The 25,925-nt window shown below is 65.1% G+C and carries 20 protein-coding genes; 13 read left to right on the top strand and 7 right to left on the bottom strand.

The window, feature by feature from the left end; genetic code table 11:
• Positions 1-459: 459 nt before the first annotated feature.
• Positions 460-1,674, bottom strand: a complete 1,215-nt coding sequence (gene tyrS / locus ACVOLV_RS16825) for a tyrosine--tRNA ligase (protein WP_481555390.1) — start codon at positions 1,672-1,674, stop codon at positions 460-462.
• 167 nt (positions 1,675-1,841) lie between these two features.
• Here tyrS and ACVOLV_RS16820 point away from each other — a divergent pair, with 167 nt between their 5' ends.
• Together ACVOLV_RS16820 and ACVOLV_RS16815 are read left to right on the top strand one after the other, a co-directional pair.
• A complete protein-coding gene (locus ACVOLV_RS16820) occupies positions 1,842-3,299 on the top strand; it encodes a peptidoglycan DD-metalloendopeptidase family protein (RefSeq protein WP_481555389.1) in 1,458 nt (485 codons plus the stop codon).
• 73 nt (positions 3,300-3,372) lie between these two features.
• Positions 3,373-4,497, top strand: coding sequence for an anhydro-N-acetylmuramic acid kinase (locus tag ACVOLV_RS16815; protein WP_481555388.1), 1,125 nt, complete (start codon positions 3,373-3,375; stop codon positions 4,495-4,497).
• Positions 4,498-4,691: 194 nt separating this feature from the next.
• Here the strand turns inward: ACVOLV_RS16815 and ACVOLV_RS16810 are convergent, their stop codons facing one another.
• The 3 genes from ACVOLV_RS16810 to ACVOLV_RS16800 form a co-directional block, all read right to left on the bottom strand.
• Positions 4,692-4,919, bottom strand: coding sequence for a hypothetical protein (locus ACVOLV_RS16810; RefSeq protein WP_481555387.1), 228 nt, complete (start codon positions 4,917-4,919; stop codon positions 4,692-4,694).
• A gap of 78 nt (positions 4,920-4,997) precedes the next feature.
• Complete coding sequence (locus ACVOLV_RS16805) at positions 4,998-6,527, bottom strand: AmpG family muropeptide MFS transporter (RefSeq protein ID WP_481555386.1); 1,530 nt, start codon at positions 6,525-6,527, stop codon at positions 4,998-5,000.
• Positions 6,524-7,324 carry an exodeoxyribonuclease III gene (locus tag ACVOLV_RS16800; RefSeq protein ID WP_481555385.1) on the bottom strand — a complete coding sequence of 267 codons (801 nt, stop codon included), beginning with the start codon at positions 7,322-7,324 and terminating at the stop codon, positions 6,524-6,526. Before ACVOLV_RS16800 ends, ACVOLV_RS16805 begins: the two co-directional genes overlap by 4 nt.
• A gap of 197 nt (positions 7,325-7,521) precedes the next feature.
• Between ACVOLV_RS16800 and pyrE the strand changes: the two genes are divergently transcribed.
• From pyrE to ACVOLV_RS16760, 8 genes are all read left to right on the top strand, one after another.
• Entirely contained in the window at positions 7,522-8,181 is a 660-nt protein-coding gene (gene pyrE / locus ACVOLV_RS16795; protein WP_481514266.1) for an orotate phosphoribosyltransferase, read from the top strand.
• 15 nt (positions 8,182-8,196) lie between these two features.
• Complete coding sequence (locus tag ACVOLV_RS16790; protein WP_481555384.1) at positions 8,197-8,910, top strand: hypothetical protein; 714 nt, start codon at positions 8,197-8,199, stop codon at positions 8,908-8,910.
• A gap of 602 nt (positions 8,911-9,512) precedes the next feature.
• Positions 9,513-9,605, top strand: a complete 93-nt coding sequence (locus ACVOLV_RS16785) for a potassium-transporting ATPase subunit F (RefSeq protein ID WP_054660392.1) — start codon at positions 9,513-9,515, stop codon at positions 9,603-9,605.
• Positions 9,606-9,616: 11 nt separating this feature from the next.
• On the top strand, positions 9,617-11,335 hold the full coding sequence (gene kdpA, locus ACVOLV_RS16780; protein ID WP_481555383.1) for a potassium-transporting ATPase subunit KdpA: 1,719 nt from the start codon (positions 9,617-9,619) through the stop codon (positions 11,333-11,335).
• A gap of 8 nt (positions 11,336-11,343) precedes the next feature.
• Entirely contained in the window at positions 11,344-13,392 is a 2,049-nt protein-coding gene (gene kdpB / locus ACVOLV_RS16775) for a potassium-transporting ATPase subunit KdpB (protein ID WP_481555382.1), read from the top strand.
• Positions 13,389-13,997 (top strand): potassium-transporting ATPase subunit KdpC, encoded by a 609-nt coding sequence (kdpC, locus tag ACVOLV_RS16770; RefSeq protein ID WP_481555381.1) that lies wholly within the window; start codon positions 13,389-13,391, stop codon positions 13,995-13,997. The genes kdpB and kdpC overlap by 4 nt, the downstream gene beginning before the upstream one ends.
• A 36-nt stretch (positions 13,998-14,033) precedes the next feature.
• A complete protein-coding gene (locus ACVOLV_RS16765) occupies positions 14,034-16,694 on the top strand; it encodes an ATP-binding protein (protein ID WP_481555380.1) in 2,661 nt (886 codons plus the stop codon).
• A complete protein-coding gene (locus ACVOLV_RS16760; protein ID WP_481555379.1) occupies positions 16,684-17,394 on the top strand; it encodes a response regulator transcription factor in 711 nt (236 codons plus the stop codon). The genes ACVOLV_RS16765 and ACVOLV_RS16760 overlap by 11 nt, the downstream gene beginning before the upstream one ends.
• 412 nt (positions 17,395-17,806) lie before the next feature.
• Here ACVOLV_RS16760 and ACVOLV_RS16755 read toward each other — a convergent pair whose 3' ends face one another.
• Genes ACVOLV_RS16755 through coaBC form a run of 3 tightly spaced genes read right to left on the bottom strand, consistent with a single transcriptional unit; the run spans position 17,807 to position 21,880 of the window.
• Positions 17,807-20,158 carry a phosphomannomutase/phosphoglucomutase gene (locus tag ACVOLV_RS16755; RefSeq protein ID WP_481555378.1) on the bottom strand — a complete coding sequence of 784 codons (2,352 nt, stop codon included), beginning with the start codon at positions 20,156-20,158 and terminating at the stop codon, positions 17,807-17,809.
• A 16-nt stretch (positions 20,159-20,174) separates the two neighbouring features.
• Positions 20,175-20,642, bottom strand: coding sequence for a dUTP diphosphatase (gene dut / locus ACVOLV_RS16750; RefSeq protein ID WP_282272235.1), 468 nt, complete (start codon positions 20,640-20,642; stop codon positions 20,175-20,177).
• Entirely contained in the window at positions 20,639-21,880 is a 1,242-nt protein-coding gene (gene coaBC, locus ACVOLV_RS16745) for a bifunctional phosphopantothenoylcysteine decarboxylase/phosphopantothenate--cysteine ligase CoaBC (RefSeq protein ID WP_481555377.1), read from the bottom strand. Before coaBC ends, dut begins: the two co-directional genes overlap by 4 nt.
• A 97-nt stretch (positions 21,881-21,977) precedes the next feature.
• Here coaBC and radC point away from each other — a divergent pair, with 97 nt between their 5' ends.
• From radC to ACVOLV_RS16730, 3 genes are all read left to right on the top strand, one after another.
• Positions 21,978-22,652 carry a RadC family protein gene (radC, locus tag ACVOLV_RS16740; protein ID WP_481555391.1) on the top strand — a complete coding sequence of 225 codons (675 nt, stop codon included), beginning with the start codon at positions 21,978-21,980 and terminating at the stop codon, positions 22,650-22,652.
• Positions 22,653-22,847: 195 nt separating this feature from the next.
• Positions 22,848-24,536 carry an arginine--tRNA ligase gene (gene argS, locus ACVOLV_RS16735; protein ID WP_481555376.1) on the top strand — a complete coding sequence of 563 codons (1,689 nt, stop codon included), beginning with the start codon at positions 22,848-22,850 and terminating at the stop codon, positions 24,534-24,536.
• A gap of 21 nt (positions 24,537-24,557) precedes the next feature.
• Positions 24,558-25,442 carry an SPOR domain-containing protein gene (locus ACVOLV_RS16730; RefSeq protein ID WP_481555375.1) on the top strand — a complete coding sequence of 295 codons (885 nt, stop codon included), beginning with the start codon at positions 24,558-24,560 and terminating at the stop codon, positions 25,440-25,442.
• The last annotated feature ends 483 nt before the right edge of the window (positions 25,443-25,925 follow it).

The following is a 25,925-nucleotide window of genomic DNA, read 5'->3' as shown; positions in this document are numbered from 1 at the left end:
ACAGTCATCCATTCCTGCAGGCGTCCTCACAAGATACCTGCGCATACTTTCAAAGAACTTCGAATCGGGCCTCAGCGCCTTCTTCGTAGGCTGCGACGTTTCCGTCGTAGCTAGCCGCCCATTATATGGTGGCTTTTCTGCTTCGTCAACACCTCAATCGAGGCGGTGACTTCAAACTTTCCTTCCGCTTGCGCCTCTTGCGAGGCCCCTGCGTCGGGGGAGGTGAAGTATGTGCTTCTTTGCGGGGTTTGTGAAGGGGGTGTTGGAGGTTTTTTCCAACTTTCGTTCACTGGGCCGCCGAGGAAGCCGGGAGTGCTTTGTTTGCACCTTATTAGTGTGCGGAAGATGCGCTGATTGAGCTTACGGTGCTGCGGAAACAACACCGCTCCGCTCTGCCCTCACCCCAGCCCCTCTCCCGCAAGCGGGAGAGGGGCTTTGGTCAGCTTGGGCTTTGAGCACTTAGGCGCTTGCTACCAGCAGGACACGGGCGAAGGTGCGCTTGCCTACCTGCAGCAGGCCTTCGAAGCCGGGCTGCAATACGGTCTGGGCGTCTTCGACTACCTCGCCGTCCACCTTTACCGCACGCTCCTTGAGCTTGCGTGAGGCCTCGGAGTTGCTCGGGGTCAGGCCGGCAGCGGTCAGCAGCGCGCCGATACGCAGGCCTTCGGCCGGGATGGCGACTTCCTGCAGCGGCAGCTGGGTGATGTCGCCCTGCCCCGTCACCGCGGCATTCCAACCAGCAATCGCCTGCTCGGCGGCGGCGGCGTCGTGGAAACGGGTGGTCAGCTCACGCGCCAGGCGCAACTTGATCTCACGCGGGTTGATGGTGCCGGCCTCGACGTCGGCACGCAGCTGCTTGGCTTCGTCAATGGAGATGTCGAAGCTGAGCAGGTCGATCCAGCGCCACATCAAGGTGTCGTCCACCTTCATGGTCTTGGTGACCATGTCGATGGCCGGTTCGCTGATGCCGATGTAGTTGTTGAGCGACTTGGACATTTTGTTGACGCCGTCCAGGCCCTCCAGCAGCGGCATGGTCAGCACGATCTGCGGCTTCTGCCCGTGGTGCTCCTGCAGGCCGCGGCCCATCAGCAGGTTGAACTTCTGGTCGGTACCGCCGAGCTCGACGTCCGCCTCCAGTGCCACCGAGTCATAGCCCTGCACCAGCGGGTAGAGGAATTCGTGGATGGCGATGGACTGCTGGGCGGCGTAGCGCTTGGCGAAATCGTCGCGCTCAAGCATGCGGGCAACCGTGTGCTGGCCAGCCAGGCGGATCATGTCGGCCGCAGTCATCTTGCCGAACCACTCCGAATTGAAGCGAACTTCGGTCTTTTCCCGGTCCAGCACCTTGAACACCTGCTCTTCATAGGTGCGCGCATTGGCCAGCACGTCTTCCTTGCTGAGCGGCTTGCGGGTCAGGCTCTTGCCGGACGGGTCGCCGATCATGCCGGTGAAGTCGCCAATCAGGAAAATGACCTGATGGCCGAGGTCCTGGAACTGCCGCAGCTTGTTCAGCAAGACGGTATGGCCCAGGTGCAGATCCGGTGCGGTGGGGTCGAAGCCGGCCTTCACGCGCAGTGGGCGGCCGCTTTCCAGACGCTGGCGCAGGTCTTCCACTTTGAGGATTTCATCGGCTCCGCGACCGATCAGGGCAAGGGCTTCATCAATCGAGGACACGCTAAAACTCCCGACTTCGCAGTCAAAAACATGAATGGTGTTAAGTACAAGTTAACCACGTTAACCGATCGAAAAGCCATGCGGCTCAATGGTTTGACGCGGTATTGATAGGTGTCTATGTTACCTGCGTTTGGGCCCGCGATCCGGGTCGACCAGAGAACCGACCGATGTCCCAACCCGATCATGGCTCCGCGCGCAAACAGCGCTTCCAGGAAAGACTGCACGTCCTGCACGACAACGCCCTGCATCGGAAGTTGAAGGAACATCTGCCCGCCGCGTTCAACGAACGCTGGAGCCGGCGGCATTGGATCCACGCCAGCCTGTTCGTCACCATCGGTGCATTGGCGGCGACGATCGTTCCCGGTTTTTCCAACGCCATCGACAGCAACCTGCCGTCATCCCATTCCACGCTCGCCCTGCCGCTGCCGCCGTTGTCCTTGGCGCGCCGCGGTGAAACCCCGGGTGACAGCTGGCAGATCCAGCGGGTGGAGCGCGGCCAGACCTTGAGTGACCTGTTTGCCGCCGCTGGCGTGCCGGCCAGCACGATGCAGAAGGTGCTCGATCATCCCGGCACCCGCGATGTATTGACCAAGCTGCGGCCGGGCGCCGAAATCGCCTTCGACCTGCCGGTCAATGGCACGCTGCGCAGCATCCGCTTTGACCGCGATGGCAATCACCGCGTGGAGCTGAGCCTGCAGGGCGACCAGATCCGCGAAAAAGTCAGCGAGCGTGCAACCAGCACCCGCACCGTGGTGGCCAGTGGTGAGATCACCAGTTCGCTGTACAACGCCGCGCGCAAGGCCGGCTTGTCGCCATCGGCCATCGCCACGATGACCGATGAGATCTTCAAGTACGACATCGACTTCTCCAAGGACCTGCAGCCGGGCGACCGTTTCAGCGTGGTGATGGACGAAACCTGGCGCGAGGGCGAGCGCATCGACACCAGCAAGATCCTGGCGGCGACCTTCCAGACCGGCGGCAAGACCTATACCGGCTTCCGTTTTGATCGCGCCGGCAAGTCGGAGTACTTCGACCTCAATGGCCGTTCGTTGAAGAAGAGCTTCATCCGTTCGCCGATCCAGTTCGCCCGCCTGAGTTCGAACTTCGGCACCCGCCGCCATCCCATTCTCGGCACCATGCGCACCCACAAGGGCGTGGATTACGCCGCGCGCACCGGCACCCCGATCATGGCCGCCGGCGACGCCCGCGTGCAGTTCGCCGGCACCCAGCGTGGTTACGGCAATGTAGTGATTCTCGACCATGGCAGCGGCCACACCACCCTGTACGGGCATATGTCGCGGCTGGGCCCCTACCGTGCCGGGCAGCGCGTGAACCAGGGCCAGGTGATCGGCTACGTGGGCTCCACCGGCATGTCGACCGGCCCGCATCTGCATTACGAATTCCGCGTCAACGGCGTCCACCGCAATCCGCTGTCGGTGACGATGCCGCCGCCGCAGCCGCTGCAGGGCGCCGACCTGGCTGCGTTCCGCGCACAGACCGCACCGGCGATGGCGCGCATCCAGGGCATGGAAGAACTGATCTACGCCGATGCCGGCGACAGCAAGCAGCCGGCGGCAACGCAGACTGCCGCAGCCGCACCGGCAGCCGGTGGCAAGCGCGGCTGAGCCAGCGCAACACCGTTGACGACACGGGCAGGGAGCTTGAAGCTTCCCTGCCCGTTTCTTTTCAGCGACCGCCATGACTTCTGTTGATCCGCAGCTGCCGTTGTTTCTTGGCCTGATGTCCGGCACCAGCGCCGACGGCATCGATGCGGCGCTGGTGCAGTTTCCGCACAGCGGCGGCTGCCGCTTCGTGCACGGCTACACCCATGCCTGGGATGCCGCCACCCGTGACGCATTGATCGCGCTTGGCCAAGGTGGCGAGCCCGCATCGATGGATGCGCTGGGGCAGCTGGATGCCAGTGTCGGCATCGCCTTCGCCACTGCCGCCAACCAGCTGCTGGAAGACGCCGGGGTACAGCGCGCGCAGGTGCAGGCGATTGGGTCGCATGGCCAGACCATCCGTCACCGCCCGCAGAGCAACCCAGCTTTCACCTGGCAGATCGGCGATGCCAACCGTATTGCCGAGCTGACCGGCATCACCACCGTCGCCGATTTCCGCCGCCGCGACGTGGCCGCTGGCGGGCATGGCGCGCCACTGATGCCGGCCTTCCACCTGGCGATGCTGGGCAGCGCCGATGAAGACCGCGCGGTGCTCAATCTCGGCGGCATCGCCAACCTGAGCCTGATTGCCCGCGATGGCAGCATCCGCGGTTTCGACACCGGCCCGGCCAATGCCTTGCTGGACGCTTGGTGTCAGCGCCATCTTGGTCATGCGTTTGATGCTGATGGGGCGTTTGCGGCCAGTGGTCGGGTGGATGAAGCATTGTTGAGGCGGCTGCTGGCCGAGCCTTGGTTTGCGCTGCCGCCGCCGAAGAGCACCGGCCGCGAGCAGTTCCATCTGGAATGGGTGGAGGCGCAGATGGGCGTGAATGCGTTGGCACCTGCGGATGTGCAGGCGACGCTGCTGGAGCTGACCGCAGCCACGGTGGCCGATGCACTGCTGGCACACTTGCCGGGTGTGCGGCGGGTGCTGGTCTGTGGCGGTGGTGTGCGCAATCCGCAGTTACTGTCGCGGCTGCAGGCGCGGCTACCGGGCGTGCTGATCGGTTCCAGCGCCGAACACGGATTGGACCCGGATTACATGGAAGCGATGGGGTTTGCGTGGCTGGCGCAGGAAACGCTGGCTGGGCGTCCGGGCAATCTTCCCAGCGTCAGCGGCGCGCGCGGGCCGAGGATTCTGGGCGCGATTCATTTGGCGTGAGCCAACGGGTTGTAGGAGGTAGGCGGTAGTGCCGAGCCATGCTCGGCAGGGGCGTTATCGGGAACGCTCCAGCCGAGCATAGCTCGGCTCTACAGGTTGGTTTTGCCGGGAAGGCTCCAGCCGAGCATGGCTCGGCTCTACAGGTTGGTTTTACCGGGAAAGCTCCAGCCGAGCATGGCTCGGCTCTACAGTTCTCAGATGTCGCTGCCGGTCGGTAAGGCCTGCAAGGCCTTGATGGCCTCGGAGAGGACGTCTACTTCGGGGTCCTCGAAGCCGCCACGTACGTGGTGTTCGCTGGTGAACAAACCTTGTTCCAGCAGGGCCAGGCAGGTTTGCTCGCGGGTCCAGCCGCGCGCCACCGACAGGCGACGAATGCGCTCCATCAGCAACGGATCGATATCCCGCAGAGTCACGTCGGCCATGTGCACCACATTACTGTCGGTGGATCCCCCGGCGGCATCATCAACGACACCGCCTGAGGATTCAATCGGCGCGCTGGATCAGCCAGCGCGCGACAGCTGGGTGGTGGCGTCGACCTCGCGGCGCAGCCACCACGCCATCAGCAGGCCCGGCATGCCCACCACCACCGACACCAGGAAGAAGATCTGCCAGCCATAGGCGTCGGCCAACACACCCGCAAACGGCCCGACAAACACCCGCCCCAAGGTCGCGAATGCCGATAGCAAGGCGTAGTGGGTGGCCGAGAAGCGTGTACCGCAAAGGCCGCTAAGCAACGCAACAAATGCAGCCGTGCCCATGCCACCGGCGAAATTGTCCAGGCTCAAGGCGAACAACAGCAGGCCATCCATCGGTGTGGGATGGTCCAGATGGACGATCAGCAGGTTGAACGCCGGCACTTCAACCGTGCCCCAGGCCCCTGCCCCTTCCCGCGCCAGCAGGTAGAAACCGAGATTGGAAACCAGCTGCAGCACACCAAAGCCGATCACCGCCGTCGACAGGCGCAGCCGCAGCAGGAAGAAACCACCGACGATGGCGCCCACAATCGTCATCAGCAGGCCGATGGTCTTGTTGGCCAAGCCCACTTCCGCCTGGCTGAAGCCCATACCCTTGAGCAGGAACGGGGTGGACAGGCTCAACGCGAACGCATCGCCGACCTTGTACAGCACCACCAGCGCCAGGAACGCACCCGCGCCGCGCATGCCGAAGTAACTGCGCAGCGATGCATTGAGCGTCTCGAACCGCACCCAACGGGTAACGCCCAGCCCCAGCACCATTGCTGCAGCAATCTGGGTGACAACGAACACCAACCGCACCCAGCGGTCGGTGCTGTCCGGATCGAGCCCGAACAACACCAGCGCCTGATGGGCCAGCCATGCACCCAGCGCCACGCCAGCGACCAGGGCCAGGAAGCCACGCAGCTCACCGCCAGCCTTGGAAACCGGTGCCTTGAAGCGCTCCGGCAGTTGCGGCATCAACAGCAGCGCCAGCACACCGACCGCCACCGACAGGCCGGCCATTACCCGATAGACCTGCGGCCAGCTCTGCCATTGCTCGGCCCAGATCAGGGTGATGCCGCCGGACAGGACCATCGCCAGCCGGTAACCCAGCACGGTCAAAGAACCGCCCAGGCCGCGCTCGGCTGGAGCCAGCAGATCGGTGCGATAAGCGTCGATCACCACGTCCAGCGTGGCCGACAGACAGGCCACCAGCACCGCCACGGATGCGAACAACGCCAGATTGCGCGATGGCGACAGGGTGCTCATCAGAGTCAATGCCGCGCCCAGCGCGAACAGCATCAACACGATCCAGCCGCGCCTGCGCCCAAGTATCGGCAGATCGAAACGGTCGATCAGCGGCGCCCACAGGAACTTGAAGGTGTAGGGGATGCCAATCAGCGACAGGAAGCCAAGCGTGACCAGGTCCAGCCCGTCCACGGTCAGCCAGGCCTGCATCGCACCGCCGGTCAGCGCCAATGGCAGGCCGGAGGCGAAACCAAGCAGCAGGATCACGAACAACCGGCGCAGGCGTTGCAACCCGGCCGGCGGGGCCTCCACTACCGCTTCAGTCACAGGTCGTAGTCCACGGTGAACGGGGCGTGGTCGGAGAAGCGCTGGCCGGTATAGATCGAGCTGCCGCGCAGGCGCTCACGCAGGCCCGGGGTGACGAACTGGTAGTCGATGCGCCAACCGACGTCGTTGGCACGGGCCGCGCCGCGGTTGCTCCACCAGGTGTAGTCCTGGCCTTGCGGGTGCAGCGCGCGGTAGGCATCGACCCAGCCACGGCCATTTGCGGTATCGGTGAGCTCGGCCTGGTCGGCGCAGAAGCCGTTCATCCAGTCGCGCTCCTGCGGCAGGCAGCCGGAGTTCTTCTGGTTGGATTTCCAGTTCTTGATGTCCAGCGCGCTGCGCACGATGTTCCAGTCGCCGCACAACACGTAATCGCGACCACTGGCCAGCCATTCGTCCAGGATCGGCTTCAGCCACTCCATCACTTCATATTTGAAGCCCTGGCGCAAATCTCCCGAAGAACCGGACGGGATATAGAACGAGACCACGCTGAGGTTGCCGAAGCGCGCCTCGATATAGCGGCCTTCATCGTCGAACGGCGCCCAGCCCAACGAAGTACGCACTTCATCGGGCTCGCGCCGGCTCCAGATCGCCACGCCGCTATAGCCCTTCTTGGTGATGGCATCGCGGTAGAAGCAGTGGTGGCCGTCCGGGCGGAACAGCGCGTCGGTCAGCTGCGACTCCTGCGCCTTGGTTTCCTGAATGCAGAGCACGTCGGCCTGCTGGGCCAGGAACCACTCGTTGAAGCCCTTGGTGGTGGCCGAACGGATGCCGTTGGCGTTGAAACTGATGATGCGCATGAAGGACCGCTGTTGGGAAAGCTCAAGACCAGCACAGCATACCGCCCGGACCCGGGCGGCCGACAAACCGGGCCTGCGTTTTCCCCTGACAGCGGCTCGGCCGAAGGGCAAAGCCGCACCCGCAGCCGCAGCGCAGCAATTGCAAGGGCCATGCTTTACCCTAGGAACCTCAATAGACGATAAGACAGCGTATTTACATGAGTGACCACCGTTCCCGTTTCCTGCAGCTGGCGTTGAATGCCGACGCGCTGCGTTTTGGCCAGTTCACCCTCAAGTCCGGCCGGGTGAGCCCGTATTTCTTCAACGCTGGCCGTTTTGACACCGGTTTGGCGCTGGCCCAGCTGGGCAACTGCTACGCCGACGCCATCGATGCCGCCGGTATTGCCTATGACCAGCTGTTTGGCCCGGCCTACAAGGGCATCCCGCTGGCCACCGCCATTGCCTGCGAGTTTTCGCACCGCGGCCGCAACCTGCCGTTGACCTTCAACCGCAAGGAAGCCAAGGACCACGGCGAAGGCGGCACTCTGATCGGCGCCGACATGGCCGGCAAGCGCATCCTGATCGTCGACGATGTGATCACCGCCGGCACCGCCATCCGCGAGGCCCTGGCCATCATCCGCGAGGCCAAGGGCATCCCGGCCGGCATCGTGGTGGCTCTGGACCGCCAGGAGATCGCCTCGGAAGAAGACCGCCGTTCAGCCGCACAGGCCGTGTCCGCCGAAACCGGCATTCCGGTGATCGCCGTGGCCAATTTGGCCGACCTGCTTGCATTCGCGTCCGGGAACCCGGAACTTGTTGGCTATCGCGAACCGTTGCTGGCCTACCGTGGCCGCTACGGGAGCAATCCGACAGGCTGATAGCAGGGGGCTGCCATGGTGCCGAATCCGTCCAAAAACGCTGCACGGTTGTTGTTGGTGCTGGCTGCGCTGGCACTGCCAGCGCTGGCCCAGAACAAACCGTCCGATCCTGGCAAGAAGCTGTACTGCTGGGATGAGGGTGGCAAGCGCATCTGCTCGGACACCTTGCCACCGGAAGCGGTGAACAAGGCGCGCGAAGAGTTCAACGCACGCAGCGGCATCCGTGGTGCCGATGTGCAGCGCGCGCTCACCGCCGAAGAACGTGCTGACGCGGCCCTGGCCAAAGCCCAACAGGAAGTGGACGCAGCGGCGGCGGACACGCGCAAGCGTACCGAGCAGGCGATGCTGTCCACGTATGCCACTGAAGATGATCTGCGCCGTGTGTTCAGTGAACGCACGGCGATTGTCGACAACAACATCAAGACTGCGGTCTTCAATGTGACCAGCCTGCGTGGCGCCTTGGCCTCCCAGCTCGCCAGTGCCGGCAACAAAGAGTTGGCCGGACAGAAGGTGCCTGACAAGCAGGCCGGCGAGATCCGCCAGCGTCACAACGAACTGCTGGCGCAGCTGCGTCTGCAGAACGCATTTGAGCTGCAGCGACAGGCGTTGGAGGTTGAAATTGCCGAGAGCCTGGCGCGGTACCGCGAGCTGAAGGGGATTGCGGCGCCGGTTGATGCGGCAGCGGCAGCGACCGCACCTGCTGCCAGCGCAGCGCCTGCCAAGGGCTGAGCGGCTAGCGGTAGGCGGTAGTGCCGAGCCATGCTCGGCAGGGGCTTTCCCGATAAATTGTCAGATCGAGAATGGAAGCGGCCTTCGGGCCGCTTTTTTTTTTAAAGCTTCCCCTCATCCGCCCTCCGGGCACCTTCTCCCGCAAGCGGGAGAAGGGACTGGTTCCCTGCGGCTACATGTCCACGAGTTGCTGAAAGTCCACAGGCAGCTGAAAGTCCGCGAACTGCAGCAGAGCCGCAGCAGAGCCAGCCGCAAGCCATGACCATCCCTTCTCCCGCTTGCGGGAGAAGGTGTCCGAAGGACGGATGAGGGGGCTCTGGCTCTGGCTCTGGCTCTGGCTCTGGCTCTGGCTCCTGCTTCTGGCTTCCGCTGCAGCTTTGTCTCCACCGCAACTTCACGCCCCACCCCAAACCCGCACTTTTTACGCGCCTTTTACGCCAGCCCCGCCCCAGCAGCGTCGATCGTTTACGCCCCTCGGGAGGACGATACCGATCTGATCGGGGTGATCAGACTTGTCGCTTGCGCCTGCCTGCCGCCCTACCCGTCCACCGACGCGTACTCCGGCAGCCCCGGCCGCGTCCTGATCCTGATTCGAGGTTTCCATGCCCGGCTGGCTTGCTCTGTTGTGCGGCGTAGTGGTGCTGATCGCCGCTGCCTACCTGTTGTACGCGGTCCTTCGACCTGAGTCGTTCTGAGGAGCGCCGTCGTGATTGAACCCATCATCATCATTCTGGCCAGCCTGGCGCTGGCCTGGCCGCTCGGCCTGTACCTGGCGCAGCTGATGCGCGGTACGCCGATGCGCATCGACGTCCTCTTCCATTGGATCGAAAAGCCGCTGTACCGCGTGCTCGGCGTTGACCCCAACCATTCCATGTCCTGGCGCGGCTATGTGGTCGCGTTCCTGATCAGCAACCTGGTGTTGGCGGTGCTGACCCAGGCGGTGTTCATGACCCAGGCGTGGTTGCCGTTGAACCCGGACAACATCCCCAACATGCGCTGGGACACCGCCTTCCACACCATGGTGTCGTTCCTGACCAACACCAATCAGCAGCATTACAGCGGTCAGGCGCAGCTGTCCTACTTCTCGCAGATGACCGGCATCACCGGCCTGCAGGTGATCACACCGATGATGGGGCTGGCACTTGCGGTGGCAACACTGCGCGCCTTGTTCATGAAACCGGCAACCAACGACACCGGCAATGCACCGGTGCGCGTCACCGTAGGTAACTACTACGCCGACGTGCTGCGCCTGTGCCTGCGCTTCCTGCTGCCGCTGTGCCTGGTATGGACGCTGCTGTTGAACTGGCAGGGCGTGCCCTCCACGTTGGCCGCTGGCCCGCAGGCTACGCCGATCGATGCCAGTGCCGGCATGGAAACGCAGAAGATTCCGCTCGGCCCGGTCGCGGCGATGGTCGCGGCCAAGCAGCTTGGTGCCAATGGCGGCGGCTGGTACGGCCCGAACAGCAGCTTCCCGCTGGAAAACCCGACACCGCTGGCGAACACGCTGGAGTTGATCGGCATCCTGCTGATTCCGATGGCCATCATCTGCATGCTCGGCAGCTTCACCGGCCGGCGTCGCTTTGGTGCGCTGGTGTTCGGCTGCATGCTGACCATGTCGGTCATCACCACCAGCGCCAGCATGTGGCTGGAAGGCCACAGCGCCAGCGCCGCCAGTGCCTTGCTGATGGAAGGCAAGGAAGCCCGTTTCGGCGCCGATGGCACGGCGCTGTGGTCGTCCATCACCACCCAGGTGCAGAACGGCTCGGTCAACGGCATGCATGATTCGCTGAGCCCGCTCGGCGGCATGATGCCCATCGTCAACATGTTGATCAGCGCGATCTGGGGCGGCATTGGCTGTGGCATCCAGCAGTTCCTGGTCTATCTGATGATGGCGGTGTTCCTGGCCGGCCTGATGACCGGGCGCACGCCGGAACTGCTAGGCCGCAAACTGGAAACGCCGCAAGTACGTCTGCTGGCGGTGCTGGTGCTGCTGCAGCCGATCACGCTGCTCGGCCTGACCGCGCTGACCCTCGCCATCCCCGGTCTGGCCGGCACCTCCAACCCCGGTTTCCATGGCATCAGTCAGGTGTTCTACGAGTTCACCTCGGCCTATGCCAACAACGGCTCCGGCTTCGAAGGACTGGCCGACAACACCATCTGGTGGAACCTGAGCTGTGCGCTGGTGTTGGCGTTGGGCCGGTTCCCGATCCTGATCATCCCGCTGATCATCGCCACCCAGCTCGCAGCCAAACGGCAGGTGCCGCAAAGCGCCGGCAGCCTGCAGATTGAAACCCCGACCTTCGCTTTGACGCTTATCTGCGTGGTCATTGTCCTTACCGTGCTGCAGTTCCTGCCGGCATTGGTGCTCGGCCCGGTGGCCGAACACCTGAGCCTGCTGGCCCTGCAGGGAGTCCCCTCACCGTGAACGCCCCCATGAACCGCTCCGTCTCTCCTGCGGCATCGCGCCGCCCCGCCCTGCTTGATGCGGCCGGCCTGCGCCGTGCGCTGCTCGACTCGGTACGCAAGCTGTCGCCGTTGCACCTGCTGCACAACCCGGTGATGGCGGTGGTGATGGTCGGCACCGTGCTGGCGCTGATCGTCACCCTCAGCGGCACTGCGCCGATGGGCTTCGGCCTGGCCGTTACCGCGATCCTGTTGGTGACGGTGTTGTTCGGCAATTTCGCCGAAGCCGTGGCCGAGGCGCGTGGCCGTGGTCAAGCGGCGTCGCTGCGCCGTGCCCGTCAGGACCTGGTTGCACGACGTGTCTCCACCCCGTTGCAGGGTGCTGCCGAAAGCCGTGTGCCGGCTGCCGAGCTGCGCCCAGGTGAGTATGTGATCGTCAGTGCCGGCGAGTTCGTGCCGGCCGATGGCGAGATCGTGCGTGGCCTGGCCACCATCAACGAAGCTGCGGTCACCGGCGAATCAGCACCGGTGCTGCGCGAGGCCGACACCGACCGCTCCGGCGTGATCGGCGGCACCAAGGTGCTGTCCGACGAGATCGTGGTGCGGGTCAGTGCCGAGCCGGGTCATAGCTTCCTGGACCGCATGATTGCGCTGGTGGAAGGTGCGAACCGGCAGAAGACGCCGAACGAAATCGCGCTGACCCTGTTGCTGGCGGCAATGTCGCTGACTTTCCTGGTGGTGGTGGCAACGCTGCCGGCGATTGCAGGCTTTGTCGGCGTCACGGTTGATCCGCTGCTGCTGATCGCGCTGCTGGTGTGTCTGATCCCAACCACCATCGGCGGCCTGCTGCCGGCCATCGGCATCGCCGGCATGAACCGTGCGCTGTCGGCCAATGTGCTGGCCAAATCCGGCAAGGCCGTGGAAGTGGCCGGCGACGTCGATGTGTTGTTGCTCGACAAGACCGGCACCATCACCTACGGCGACCGTCAGGCCACCCACTTCCATCCGCTGGCCGGCATCGACGCCGCACAGCTGCGCGAAGCCTCGCTGCTGTCCTCACTCGCCGACCCGACCCCGGAGGGCAAATCCATCGTGCGTCTGTCCCGCGAGCAGGGTTGCACCACGGCTGAGCCGGAAAAAGCGGAGTACTTGGCGTTTACCGCGCAAACCCGCATGTCCGGCGTTGACCTGGACAACGGCCGCAGCATCCGCAAGGGCGCTGCCGATGCCATCACCGCACATGTACTGGCGCTGGGCGGCAGCGTGCCAAATGAGCTGCAGGCGCGGGTGGATCAGGTTGCCCGCGGCGGTGCCACGCCGCTGGTGGTCAGCGAAGGAAAGCATGTGCTCGGCGTGGTGGAGCTGGCCGACGTGGTCAAGCACGGCATGCGCGAGAAGTTCGCCCAGCTGCGGGCAATGGGCATCCGCACGGTGATGATCACCGGTGACAATCCGCTAACCGCCGCCGCCATCGCCGCCGAAGCCGGTGTCGATGACTACATCGCGCAGGCCCGGCCGGAAGACAAGCTGGCGCGCATCCGTGCCGAGCAGGCCGGTGGCCGACTGGTGGCAATGGTCGGCGACGGCACCAACGACGCGCCGGCACTGGCCCAGGCCGATATTGGCCTGGCCATGAACTCCGGTACGCAGGCGGCCAAGGAAGCCGGCAACATGGTCGATCTGGATTCGGATCCGGCCAAGCTGCTGGCGGTGGTGGAAGTGGGCAAGCAGCAGCTGATCACCCGCGGCGCGCTGACCACCTTTTCGCTGGCCAATGACGTCTCCAAGTACTTCGCGATCCTGCCGGCGCTGTTCGCCGCCAGCATCCCGTCGATGGCGGCCTTGAACGTGATGCAGCTGTCGAGCCCGCGCAATGCGGTGCTGGCAGCGCTGATCTTCAATGCCTTGGTGATTCCGGCCCTGATTTCGCTGGCCCTGCGTGGCGTGCGCTTCCGTCCGGCCACCGCCACCGCGCTGCTGCGGCGGAACATGCTGGTGTACGGCCTCGGCGGCGTGTTGCTGCCATTTGCGGCCATCAAGGCCATCGACCTCCTGCTTGCTCTGGTATTTGGCGCATGAACACCTCCAACACTTCCTCCCGTCGTTCCGGCAACCCGCTGTGGCGGCCGGCCATTGGTCTGTCCCTGTTCGGCCTGCTCGGCACCGGCCTGGTCTATGCGGTGCTGGCGACCGGCATCTCCGGCTCGCTGTTTCCGGCACAGGCCGACGGCAGCCTGATCCGCGATGCCGACGGACAGGTGCGTGGCTCGCTGTATCTGGCGCAGCCGTTCGCTGGCGATGGCTACTTCCAGACCCGTCCTTCGGCTGCCAACTACGATCCGATGGCCGCGGCCGGCAGCAATATGGCGCGCAGCAATCCAGACCTGGTCAAGCGCGTCAGCGAAGCCACTGCTGCCGCCGCAGCGCGCGAGAAGATCGATCCGGCCACCGTGCCAGGCGATCTGGTCACGCAGTCGGGCAGCGGCCTGGACCCGGAGCTGTCGCCTGCTGCCGTACAGGTGCAGGTGGCGCGCGTGGCCGCTGCACGTGGCTTGCAGCCAGCACAGGTGCAGGCGCTGGTTGATGCACAACTGCAGGATCGCCAGTGGGGTGTATTCGGGCAGCCGCGCATCAACGTGATTGCCCTCAACCGGGCCTTGGATCAGGCCGCGCATGCGCCGTGATGCGGGGCGCGCCTGCAACAGCGCACAATCGTGGCCATGAACGACTCTCGTAGCCGCCAGGCCGATGCCTTGGCCGAGGCCCTGCAACGCGACGCCGGCGGCAAGTTGACCGTCTTCCTCGGCGCCGCGCCGGGCGTTGGCAAGACCTTCAGCATGCTCACCCGCGCCCAGGAACAACTGCGGCGCGGGGTGGACGTGGTGGCGGCTGTGGTTGAAACCCACGGCCGCAGCGATACCGCCGCCCTGCTCGACGGCCTGCCGCGCATCGCAATGTGCGCGCTGGAGTACCACGGCCACCAGCTGCAGGAAATGGATCTGGATGCGGTGCTGGCGCGCAAGCCGGCGCTGGTACTGGTCGATGAGCTGGCCCATCGCAATGCCCCCGGCAGCCGCCATGAGCGGCGCTGGCAGGATGTGATGGAACTGCTCGATGCCGGTATCGACGTGTGGACCACGATCAACATCCAGCATCTGGAAAGCCTCAACGATGTGGTGATGCGCATCACCGGCGTACGCGTCAGCGAGACCGTGCCCGACGTGGTGTTCGACCGCCTGCACGACATCGTGCTGGTGGACCTGCCACCGCGCGAGCTGATCGAGCGTCTGCAGCAGGGCAAGGTCTACGTGCCGGAACAGGCGGCGCAGGCATTGCAGGCGTTCTTCTCGCCGGCCAACCTCACTGCCTTGCGCGAACTGGCGATGCAGGAAGCCGCCGACCGCGTCGACAGCAGCCTGCGCGAAACCCGCGCCGCGCGCGGCGAAGGCAATCTGCCGCTGCGGCGGCGGGTTGTGGTTGCCATCGATGGCGGTGGCCAGAGCGAATACCTGGTGCGGGTGGCGCGGCGTATTGCCGAGCGCCGCGATGCACCATGGACGGTGGTGACCGTGCAGCACCGGCGCCACGATGAAGCCACCCGTCGGGAGATCGACGATGCATTCGCACTGGCACGGCGACTGGGCGGTGATGCCGAGCTGCTGCATGGGCCGGGCATTGCCGATGCGCTGCTCGACTACGCCGCGCACAACGCGGTCTCGTCACTGGTGTTGGGCCGCACCCGCGAACGACCATTGGCACGGCTGTTCAACCAGACCCTGACCCAGCAGCTGATCCAGCGCGGCGCGCACTACGAAATCACCATCATCAGTACCCCACAGGCGCGCGCCAACGCACGTCGCTTCGGCTTGTCGCTGGCCCCGGACAGCTGGGGCAAGGATGCGATGACGGCGGTGTTGGCCACCGCCGGTGCCTGCCTCGCCGCATGGCTGGGCGAGCATTGGATAGGTCTGAGCGATCTGGCGATGGTGTTCATCGTCGCGGTGGTACTGGTGGCCGCGCGCACCCGCATGAGTGCAGCGGTACTGGCGGCGACACTGTGCTTCCTGGCCTACAACTTCTTCTTCATCGCACCGCGTTTCACCTTTGCGATCAGCGCGCGGCAAGGCGTGATCACCGTCTTCCTGTTCCTCGCCGCCGCACTGGTAGCCGGCCGCTTGGCATCGCGTCTGCGCATGCAGGTGGTGGCACTACGTGCGGCAAACCGCCATGCCAATGTGCGGCAGACGCTGGGCCGGCAACTGGTTGGTGCCACCGACAATGCGCAGGTCGCGCATGCCGGCCGGGTGGCGTTGGAACAAGCGCTGGATGCCCCGGCGTGGGTGCGACTTGGCGAGGACATCAGCACCAGTGGCACCGCCGCGCCGGGCGACACCGATCTGGCTGCAGCCGATTGGGCGCTGCGCCATGGGCAGCCAGCTGGTCGCTTCACCGATACGCTTGCCGGTGCCGGCTGGTGGTTCCTGCCGCTGCTCGACGGCGAGGCACGGGCGATAGGTGTTGCTGGCCTGCGCTTTGACCATCAGCATCCACGGCTGGCCCCGGAACAGCGTCAGCTGGTGGAAGCGATGGCCGACGACATCGCCCAGGCGGCGCTGCGCACACGGCTGGTGGCCGATCTGGAAACCGCGCATCTGCACAACGAAACAGAACGCCTGCGCTCGGCCCTGCTGTCCTCGGTCTCGCACGACCTGCGCTCACCGCTGGCGGCGATGATCGGCTCGGCCGACAGTCTGTCCAACTACGCCGATGCGATGGACGCCAGCGACCGCCGCGCCCTGCTCGACACCATCGTGGTCGAGGGTGAACGGCTGGACCGCTACATCCAGAATCTGTTGGACATGACCCGGCTCGGCCATGACGGACTCAAGCTCAACCGCGACTGGATAGGCGTGGACGAACTGATCGGCTCGGCCGCACGGCGCCTGCAGCGCTACCAACCTGGGGTACGCCTGCAGCTGGATATTCCAGCGGACCTGGCACCGATCTGGGTACACCCGGCACTGGTCGAGCAGGCAGTATTCAACGTGATGGAGAACGCCGCCAAGTTCTCGCCAGCGGGCGTGCCGGTGGAGGTGCGTGCGCGTCAGCAGGCCAACGAGCTGCGCATCGAGGTGATTGATGCCGGCCCGGGCATCCCCGATGCCGAGCGCTCGCGCATTTTCGACATGTTCTACAGCGTGGAGCGCGGCGACCGTGGCCGTCAGGGCACCGGCTTGGGCCTGACCATCTGCCAGGGCATGATCGGCGCACATGGCGGCAGCGTCGAAGCGCTGCCGGGACGCGACGGACGCGGTACGCTGATACGCATGACCCTGCCCCTGCTCCAGCCGCACCCAGAGAACCCGCGCGATGACGGCTGAGACGCCGGCCATTCCGCCGCCGCGCGTGCTGGTGGTCGATGACGAAGTGCAGATCCGGCGCTTTCTGGATATCTCACTGCGCGCGCAGGGCTATGCAGTCAGCCAGGCCGCCAACGGCGCCGAGGGACTGCAGCGTCTGGCCGAAGATGGCGCCGATCTGGTGGTGCTGGATATCGGCCTGCCTGACATGGAAGGCCACGACGTGCTGGCCGAGCTGCGGCAATGGAGCCAGGTACCGGTGATCATGCTCAGCGTGCGCGCCGGTGAAGCCGAGAAGGTGCGGGCTCTGGACAATGGCGCCAACGACTACGTGACCAAGCCGTTCGGCACCCAGGAATTGATGGCGCGGGTGCGCGCCCTGCTGCGCAGCCGCAGCACCGACAGCGAAGGCCAGGTACCGGTATTCGATGACGGTCGCCTGCATATCGACCTGTCACGCCGCGATGTGCGCGTGGAGGGTGAAGCGATTGCACTGACCCGCAAGGAATACGCGCTGCTGGCGTTGTTGTTGCGCAATGCCGGGCGGGTGGTGACCCAGCCGCAGATCCTGCAGGAAATCTGGGGACCGACACATCGGCATGACACCCATTACCTGCGCATCCTGGTGGGGCGGTTGCGGCACAAGCTGGGCGATTCGGCGTTGGAGTCGCGCTATCTGTTCACCGAGCCGGGGGTCGGTTTGCGGTTTGGTGGGGCGTGAGCGGCACAGCTTGTGGGAGCGGTGTCAGCCGCGAGGCTAGTGAGAGAACAGCTGTTGGTTGATCTGAGATCGCAGACCTCTTCTGCGCTGAAGCTGCAATGGCTTCGCGGCTGACGCCGCTCCTACAAGCGAGCGAAGGCACGAGCAACGGCAACCCCTCCCCGGCCCTGCCCTTGGCTACGCCAAAGGGAGGCAGACAAGCGGCTGCGCTTCGATCTGATGGCCAGCGCACGATGCCCCCTCCCTTTGGCGCAGCCAAGGGGAGGGTTGGGGAGGGGTGCTTTTCGCAGCAATCCAAAGCCCTCCAACAAAACCTGCTACGCAAGAAAGCAGCTGGCAAATGGCGGAGGTCCAGAAAGCAAAAAGCCGCCCACGCGATGCGTGGACGGCTCTTGCACAACAGCAGCGCCGATCAGAACCCCAGCTCAGTCCCCGCCGGCAACACCTGCTGCAACTGCTCGCGGAACACCCCCTTGATCCGCTCCAGCGCCGCTTCATCATTGGCCTCGAAGCGCAGCACCAGCACCGGCGTGGTGTTGGAGGCACGCACCAGACCCCAGCCATCGCTGAAGTCGGCACGCAGGCCGTCAATCGTGGAAATGCGCGCGCCGGAGAACGCCGAGTCCTCCACCTGCGCCGAAGCCACGATCAAGGCCACCTGCGCATGCTGGGTACCCTCTTCCACCGCCACCTTCAACTCAGGCGTGGAGACTGCATCTGGCAACTCATCCAATACATCAGACGGTTCTTCATCTCGTTGCGCCAGAATCTCCAGCAGGCGCGCCGCCGCGTACAGGCCATCATCAAAACCGTACCAGCGCTCCTTGAAGAAGAAGTGGCCGCTCATCTCGCCGGCCAGCTCGGCGTCGGTCTCGCGCATCTTGGCCTTGACCAGTGAATGGCCGGTCTTCCACATCATCGGGCTGCCGCCGTTGCGCAGGATGTAGTCCGACAACTTGCCCGTGCACTTCACGTCATAGATGACCATCGCGCCCGGGTTGCGGGTCAACACATCGGCGGCGAACAGCATCAGCAGTCGATCGGCATAGATGATCTTGCCGCCCTTGGTGACAACGCCCAGGCGATCACCATCACCATCGAAGGCAACACCAAGGTCAGCGTCGAAGCGCTTGACCATCTGCACCAGGTCTTCGAGGTTGTGCGGGTCACTCGGGTCTGGATGGTGGTTGGGGAACTCGCCGTCCACATCGCAGTACAGGGGAATGACTTCGGCGCCGATGGCCTCCAGCAGCTGCGGTGCAACCGCGCCGGCCACACCGTTGCCGGCATCGGCGACGATCTTGAGCGGTCGATCAAGCTGTACGTCGTCGGCAATACGCTGCACGTAGTCGTTGATGACCTCGCGCTGCTGCAGGCTGCCTTCGTTGTCGGCACGCTGCAGGCGGCCTTCCTGGATGCGCTTGTACAGGTCGGTGATGGCGTCGCCGGACAATGTCTCGCCACCGATGACGATCTTGAAGCCGTTGTAGTCCGGCGGATTGTGGCTGCCAGTCACCGCTACGCAACTGCCGGCGCGCAGGTGATAACTGGCGAAGTACACCACCGGCGTCGGTGCCATGCCGATATCGATCACATCGCAACCGGCGCGGCGCAGGCCAGTGATCAAGGCGTCGCTCAGCTCCGGGCCGGACAGGCGGCCATCACGGCCCACCACCACATCGCGCAGGCCCTGCGCCTGCATCTCGCTGCCGATGGCCTGGCCGATCAGGGTGGCAACGTTGGCGTTCAATTCATTACCGAGCACACCGCGGATGTCGTAGGCGCGGAAGATGACCGGCAACACCGCTTCGGCACCGGGCTCGACCCGCGCCTGCGGCGCATCGTCGCTGCTGGCGTTGACCGATACCGGCAGGGGTTGCGGGTCCTGCTCCAAAGCTTCCTGCAAGGTCAGCCCGCCATCATCAACTTCGGCGGTATTCCTGCGCAGCGCCGGCAGGTTCATCAAGCGCTTGCGACCGAGCAGCAACAACAAGGCAGTGCCCAGCAACAACAGCGCGACGATGGCGCTGGAAACCACACCCAGACCCATCGCGCCGGTGCTGGCATCAGGCAGCTCGGCGACAACGCGCAAACCGCTGTCGCCGACCGGCCGCGCCAGCGCGTCAGCACTGTTACCCAGCTCGGACGCGCCTTTGTGGACGATGGTGAAACCGCCTTGGCGCAAACCGAGGAAAGCGCTTGTTGGCGAATCAATGCCATCAAACACCGAGGTCAACCGCGTCAAGGGCTGGCGGATGTAGATCACCGCCGGCTTGCCCTGCAGCAGCACCGGTGCCGCCAGGCCCAGGCGTGGGCTTCCGCCATCGCGGACTACCTGCGCGGTCGGCTGGCCGGCGGCCATGGCCTGCTCCAGCAGCGCCAATCGCGAATATCCAAACGTCGCCGGATCTGCATAGGCCTCGGCCAGGGTGGCATCGAGCACCTGCGCGTCTTCCACGCCATTCCACTTGTCACGCACCGCCAGGGCTGCCGCTGCCGCATCGCCGCTGGCCAAGGCAGCCTTTACCGGCTCCAGCGCCAATTGCCTGGCGAACTGCGTGGTCTGTGCGGACAGCGCTGTCTGCACATCGGCCACGGCCTGATCGCGGGATTGCTCCAGCCCGGCACTGGTGCCCGACTGCATCCACTGCTCCACCGCGCTCCAGCCGAACCAGCCGGCCAACAACAGCAGCAGTACCGCCAGCAGTGGCGTTGAACGACCCAGTGCGGGGCGTGGCCGCCCGCTTTCATTCCCTTGGCTCATCGTGCGTTTCCCCCTGTCAGCGCACCCCGGTGTGGCCGAATCCACCCGTTCCACGTGCACTGTCGATGAAAGTATCTACTACCTGCAACGTTACGCGTGCAATCGGCATCACCACCAACTGCGCGATACGGTCACCCGGTTCAATCGTGAATGCGTCGCGGCCACGGTTCCACACGCTGATCAGCAGAGGGCCCTGGTAGTCGGCATCGATCAGGCCAGTGCCATTTCCCAACACGATACCGTGCCGATGGCCCAGCCCCGAACGCGGCAGAACCACCGCACACAGGCCCGGATCGGCGATATGGATCGCGATGCCGCTTGGCAACAGTGCCGCGTCGCCGGGCTCCAGCGTCAGCGCCGCTTCGGTGGCTGCGCGCAGGTCCATGCCGGCGCTGGCTTCGGTGGCATAAGCGGGCAGCGGCCAGCTGTCGCCAAAACGCGGGTCCAACAACTTCACCTGCAAGGGCTGCAGTCCATTACTCATGCGTCCAACCTCTCGGCAATCAAATCCAACAACTGTTCGGCAAGTTGGGTCTTGGCGGTGCCCGGGAACTCGCGCAGGCCACCATTCCAGTAGGCCACGGCGGCGTTCTGGTCACTTTCAAAGCCATTGCCGGCGATGCCGACCTGGTTGGCGATGATCAGATCCAGATGCTTGTCGGCCAGCTTGCCACGCGCGTACTTCTCGACATCGTGAGTTTCCGCAGCAAAGCCCACCACCAGCTTCAAGGCCTGCTCCTGCACGGCCACTTCGGCCAGGATGTCGGCGGTACGCACCAGTTCCAGCGTCAGCGTCTGGTTGCCTGCGGTCTTTTTCAGCTTCTGCGGCGAGACCTGGCGCGGGGTGTAATCGGCCACCGCAGCAGCGCCGATGTAGATATCGGCGGGCAAGGCCCCCAGCACCGCGTCACGCATCTGCGCGGCGGAGCGCACATCGATGCGCTGCACACCGGCCGGGGTGGGCAACTGCACCGGGCCGCTGACCAGTACCACCTGCGCGCCTTGGCGGGCGGCGGCGGCGGCCAGGGCGTAGCCCATCTTGCCGCTGGAGCGGTTGCCCACGTAGCGCACCGGGTCCAGGTCTTCATAAGTGGGGCCGGCGCTGATCAGCACGCGCATGCCGCTCAACCGGCCCGGCTTGGCCGGTGCCTGTGGGGCCAAGCCGCCCGCCAGCGCAGCAATGATGGTCGGCGCCTCGCTGACCCGGCCGGGACCGGATTCGCCCTCGGCCAGCGGACCGTCTTCCGGCCCGATCACCTGTACGCCGCGCTCGCGCAGCAGCGCCATGTTGGCCTGGGTGGCCGGGTGCAGCCACATGCGGTGGTTCATTGCCGGGCAGACGGTCAGCGGCGCGGTGCTGGCCAGGCATAGCGTGGTCACCAGATCGTCGGCATTGCCGTGCGCCAGCCGCGCCAGCAGATCGGCCGTGGCCGGGGCGATGACGATGCGGTCGGCCCAGCGCGCCAGTTCGATATGGCCCATGGCCTGCTCGGCGGCACTGTCCCACAGGGTGGTGCGGGTGGGATGGCCCGACAGCGCCTGGAAGCTCAGCGGAGTGACGAACTGCTGTGCACCCGCCGTCATCGCCACCTGCACGGTAGCGCCGGCGTCACGCAGCCGGCGTACCAGCTCCAGCGACTTGTACGCGGCAATGCCGCCGCCTACGCATAGCAGCAGCTTCTGTCCTTCCAAAGGTCGGGAAGTGGGGGAAACGCTGGTCACGGATGGATAGTCCTAGGTACAGAAGAAGGGTTAGCTTAACCGAAGGCTTTGTTGCGCCTGATCCAGTTTTTGGCAAATGGCAGTGAATCTGCCACTCATGCATATCCGTGATTGGCCCAGCGCTGAACGCCCGCGCGAGAAGCTTCTTGCACGCGGCGCGGCTGCGCTTTCCGATGCTGAACTGCTGGCGATCTTCCTCGGCTCGGGCCTGCGTGGGCGTGATGCCGTGCAGACAGCGCGCGAGCTGCTGCAGGCGCACGGTCCGCTGCGGGCGCTGCTGGACCGGAGCGCACCACAACTGGCCAAGTTGCCCGGGCTGGGCCCGGCCCGCGCCTGCAAGCTCAGCGCCGCGCTGGAACTGGGACGGCGCCATCTGGCTGCCGGGCTGGAACGTGGCGATGCACTGACCGACCCGGCCGCCGCCGGCCGCTACTTCGCCCAGCGCCTGCGCCATCGCCCGCAGGAGGTGTTCGCGGCCCTGTTTCTGGACAACCGCCATCGGGCATTGGCCTTTGAAGAGTTATCCACAGGGACGGTAGACAGCGCCGAGGTCCATCCGCGTGAAGTGGTCCGCCAGGCCTTGGCACACAACGCTGCGGCGGTGATCGTCGGGCACAATCATCCGTCCGGAAATCCTGAACCGTCGGCGGCCGACCGCGCCATCACCGCGCGCCTGCAGCAAGCCTTGGCGCTGGTGGATATCCGCCTGCTCGACCATTTCGTGATCGGCGACGGCGCGCCGGTGTCGCTGGCCGCGCGTGGCTGGGTCTGAGCGCGGCGGCCTGAACCGATCCGCCTGCCTCGCCGGCCCCGGAGCTACCGGGGCGGGGTTGGAATACCCTGCGCCTGCTGCCCATGGCGGGCTTTCTGTTCTTTTGACATTCCTGACCCCTGCCGGCGCCTCGCGGGCGGCCTTGCCGCAGGTCAGGTAAAATGGTCAGTTCCGCGCTTCAAGCAGAATAGTCACGTGAAAGCCCAACTCCGCGCCCTCATCGGCCAAGGCATCGAAGCCTTGCGCGCCAACGGCACTTTGCCTGCCGACACCCTGCCGCCGGATTTCGTGGTCGAGCGACCCAAGACCCGCGAACACGGTGATTTCGCCACCAACGCCGCCATGCTGCTGGCCAAGGCCGCGCGTAGCAATCCGCGCGCCGTCGCGCAGGCGCTGGTTGCCGCGTTGCCGGTCAGCGACGACATCGTCAATGTCGAGATCGCCGGCCCTGGCTTCATCAACTTCAAACTTTCGCCGGTGGCTTACCAGCGCGAAGTGGTCAGCGTGCTCAAGGAAGCCGAAGACTACGGCCGCAACCTGAGTGGCAACGGCCGCAGCGTCGGCGTCGAATACGTGTCGGCCAACCCGACCGGCCCGCTGCATGTCGGCCACGGCCGCGCCGGCGCGATCGGCGATTGCATCGCCCGCGTGCTGGAAGCCAACGGCTGGAACGCCAAGCGCGAGTTCTATTACAACGACGCCGGCGTGCAGATCGAAAACCTCGCCAAGTCGGTGCAGGCGCGTGCGCGCGGCTTCAAGCCGGGCGACGAGCAGTGGCCGGCCGACGCCTATAACGGCGAATACATCGGCGACGTGGCCAAGGCCTACCTGCTCGGTGAGACCGTGGACCTGGAAGGCAGCCAGATCGTCGGCGCCAAGGATGCCGAGAACCTGGAAGAAGTCCGCCGTTTCGCCGTTGCCTACCTGCGCAACGAGCAGAACCTGGACCTGGCCGCATTCGGCGTGGATTTCGACATCTACTTCCTGGAAAGCTCGCTGTACAAGGACGGCAAGGTTGCCGAGACCGTGCAGCAGCTGATCAGCTCCGGCCATACCTACGAGGAAGGCGGCGCACTGTGGCTGCGCTCCACCGATTTCGGTGACGACAAGGACCGCGTGATGCGCAAGTCCGACGGCACCTTCACCTACTTCCTGCCGGACGTGGCCTACCACCTGAGCAAGTGGCAGCGCGGTTACGAGCGCGCCATCACCGAGCTGGGTGCCGACCACCACGGCTCGCTCGCGCGCGTGCGTGCCGGCCTGCAGGCGCTGGACCTGGGCATTCCCAAGGGCTGGCCGGAATACGTGCTGCACCAGATGGTGACGGTGATGCGCGGCGGCGAGGAAGTGAAGCTGTCCAAGCGTGCCGGCAGCTACCTGACCCTGCGTGACCTGATCGAGGAAGTGGGCAGCGATGCGGTGCGTTGGTTCCTGATCGCGCGCAAGCCCGACTCGCAGCTGACCTTCGACATCGACCTGGCCCGCCAGCAGAGCAGCGACAACCCGGTGTTCTACGTGCAGTACGCGCATGCCCGCGTCTGCTCGCTGCTGCGCCAGGCGCAGGAGAAGGGCCTGGACTACAAGCAGGCCGAAGGCCTGGCCGCGCTGTCGCGCCTGGGCGATGACGCCTCGCTGGAACTGATGAACGAAATCTCGCGTTACCCGGAAGTGGTGGAAGCGGCCGGCATCGCGCTGGAACCGCACCAGATCGCGCAGTATCTGCGTGAATTGGCACACGCTTTCCACACGTGGTATCACGGCACGCCGGTACTGGTGGATGATGCCGCCGAGCGCAACGCCAAGCTTGCCTTGGCCAGCGCCGCACGGCAGACCCTGGCCAACGGCCTGAGCATCCTGGGCGTCAGTGCCCCGGAAAAGATGTAAACACCTGGAGACGCAGTAGACATGGCAGCACGACGCGGCAAAAGCCAAGCCCGGCGCAACAACGACAATGGCACGCCCGGCTGGGTGTGGCTGGTTGCCGGCGTGGCGATTGCGGCGGTGGTGTTCCTGGCGGCGCCCAACCTGTTCAAGAAGGACGGCGACGGTTTTCTGCGCGTAGGCCCACAACCCAACCCGGACGCACAGCCGGCGCCGGTTGCCGATGCCGACGTCGACGCTGGTGTGGAATCGAACAAGCCAGCCACCCCTGCCGGCGCCAAGCCGGAGGAGAAGCCAGCCACTCAGTACGACTTCTACACTTTGCTGCCGGGCACGGAAGTACAGATGTCCGACGCCGAGCTGGCCGCCAGTGCCAAGGCCGAGGAACAGCGCCGTGCTGCTGCAGCGCGCGCGAGCGCGGCAGCAACGCCGGCTACGCCTGCCACGCCACCGACCGAGGCCCAGCGTGCACAGGCGGCACTGGAAGGGCGTCCGTTGCCGGCACCGGTGAGCGAGACTGTTCGCCAACCAGCGCCGATCAGTGAAACGGCGGCACGACCGGCGCAGGTTGCCAGCGCTACTCCAGCACCTGCGGCTACCGCACCAAAGCCGGCACCTGCTGCGGCTGCGCCAGCGGCGACTGTGGCAGCTGCCGCACCGGCGGCAGCCACCGAGAACGTTCGCTACATCCTGCAGGCCGGTGCGTTTGGCGCTTCGGGTGATGCCGAGTCGACCAAGGCCAAGCTGGCGATGATGGGTTTGGCGGCGCGGGTGGAATCGGCACAGATCAACGGCAACACCGTCTACCGCGTGCGCATGGGCCCATATGGCACCGCCAGCGAACTGGCCGAGGCCAAGGCCAAACTCAACGGTACCGGTTTGCAGGCGATGGCAATCAAGGCGCAGTGAAGTCGCCGATGGCGGCTTCACCCCAAAGTTTGTGAAGCAAACGTTGGGCCCCGTGCCCGTTACATCCAAAACCCTGCGCCTGTCGGCGCGCCCCCCTTTACTAAAGGGGGGCTGTTGCGACTGACAGGTCGCTCGAAGAGCTTCTCGATCATTTAGGCCCTGACATCGTGTTGATGTTGGGGCTTTTTGTTGGTGCCGTTGTAACGCCGGTACGTGCAGGCACCTGGGGTTTTGAGTGCGCGTTTGCTCGAGAGCTGGTTTCTCTTCCGCGGTTGATTTTCCTGCGAAGAGCACCCCTCCCCAACCCTCCCCTGCGCCTGCGGCGCAAGGAGGGGGCTGACTGTGCGATCTGTCGGGTTGCGGCGACGCGAAGCGAAGTCGCGCTTTGCTCCCTCCCTTGCGCCGGAGGGGCAGGGGGGGGGTGGGGGGGGGGGGGGTTGGCAGGAAAGTAAACCGCGGGAGAGAAACCACCGCTCGAGTAAA

This window comes from Stenotrophomonas sp. STEN023, from assembly GCF_056760135.1.
Note: the sequence above shows the minus strand (reverse complement) of the source record. Positions and strands in the feature narration are given on the sequence as shown.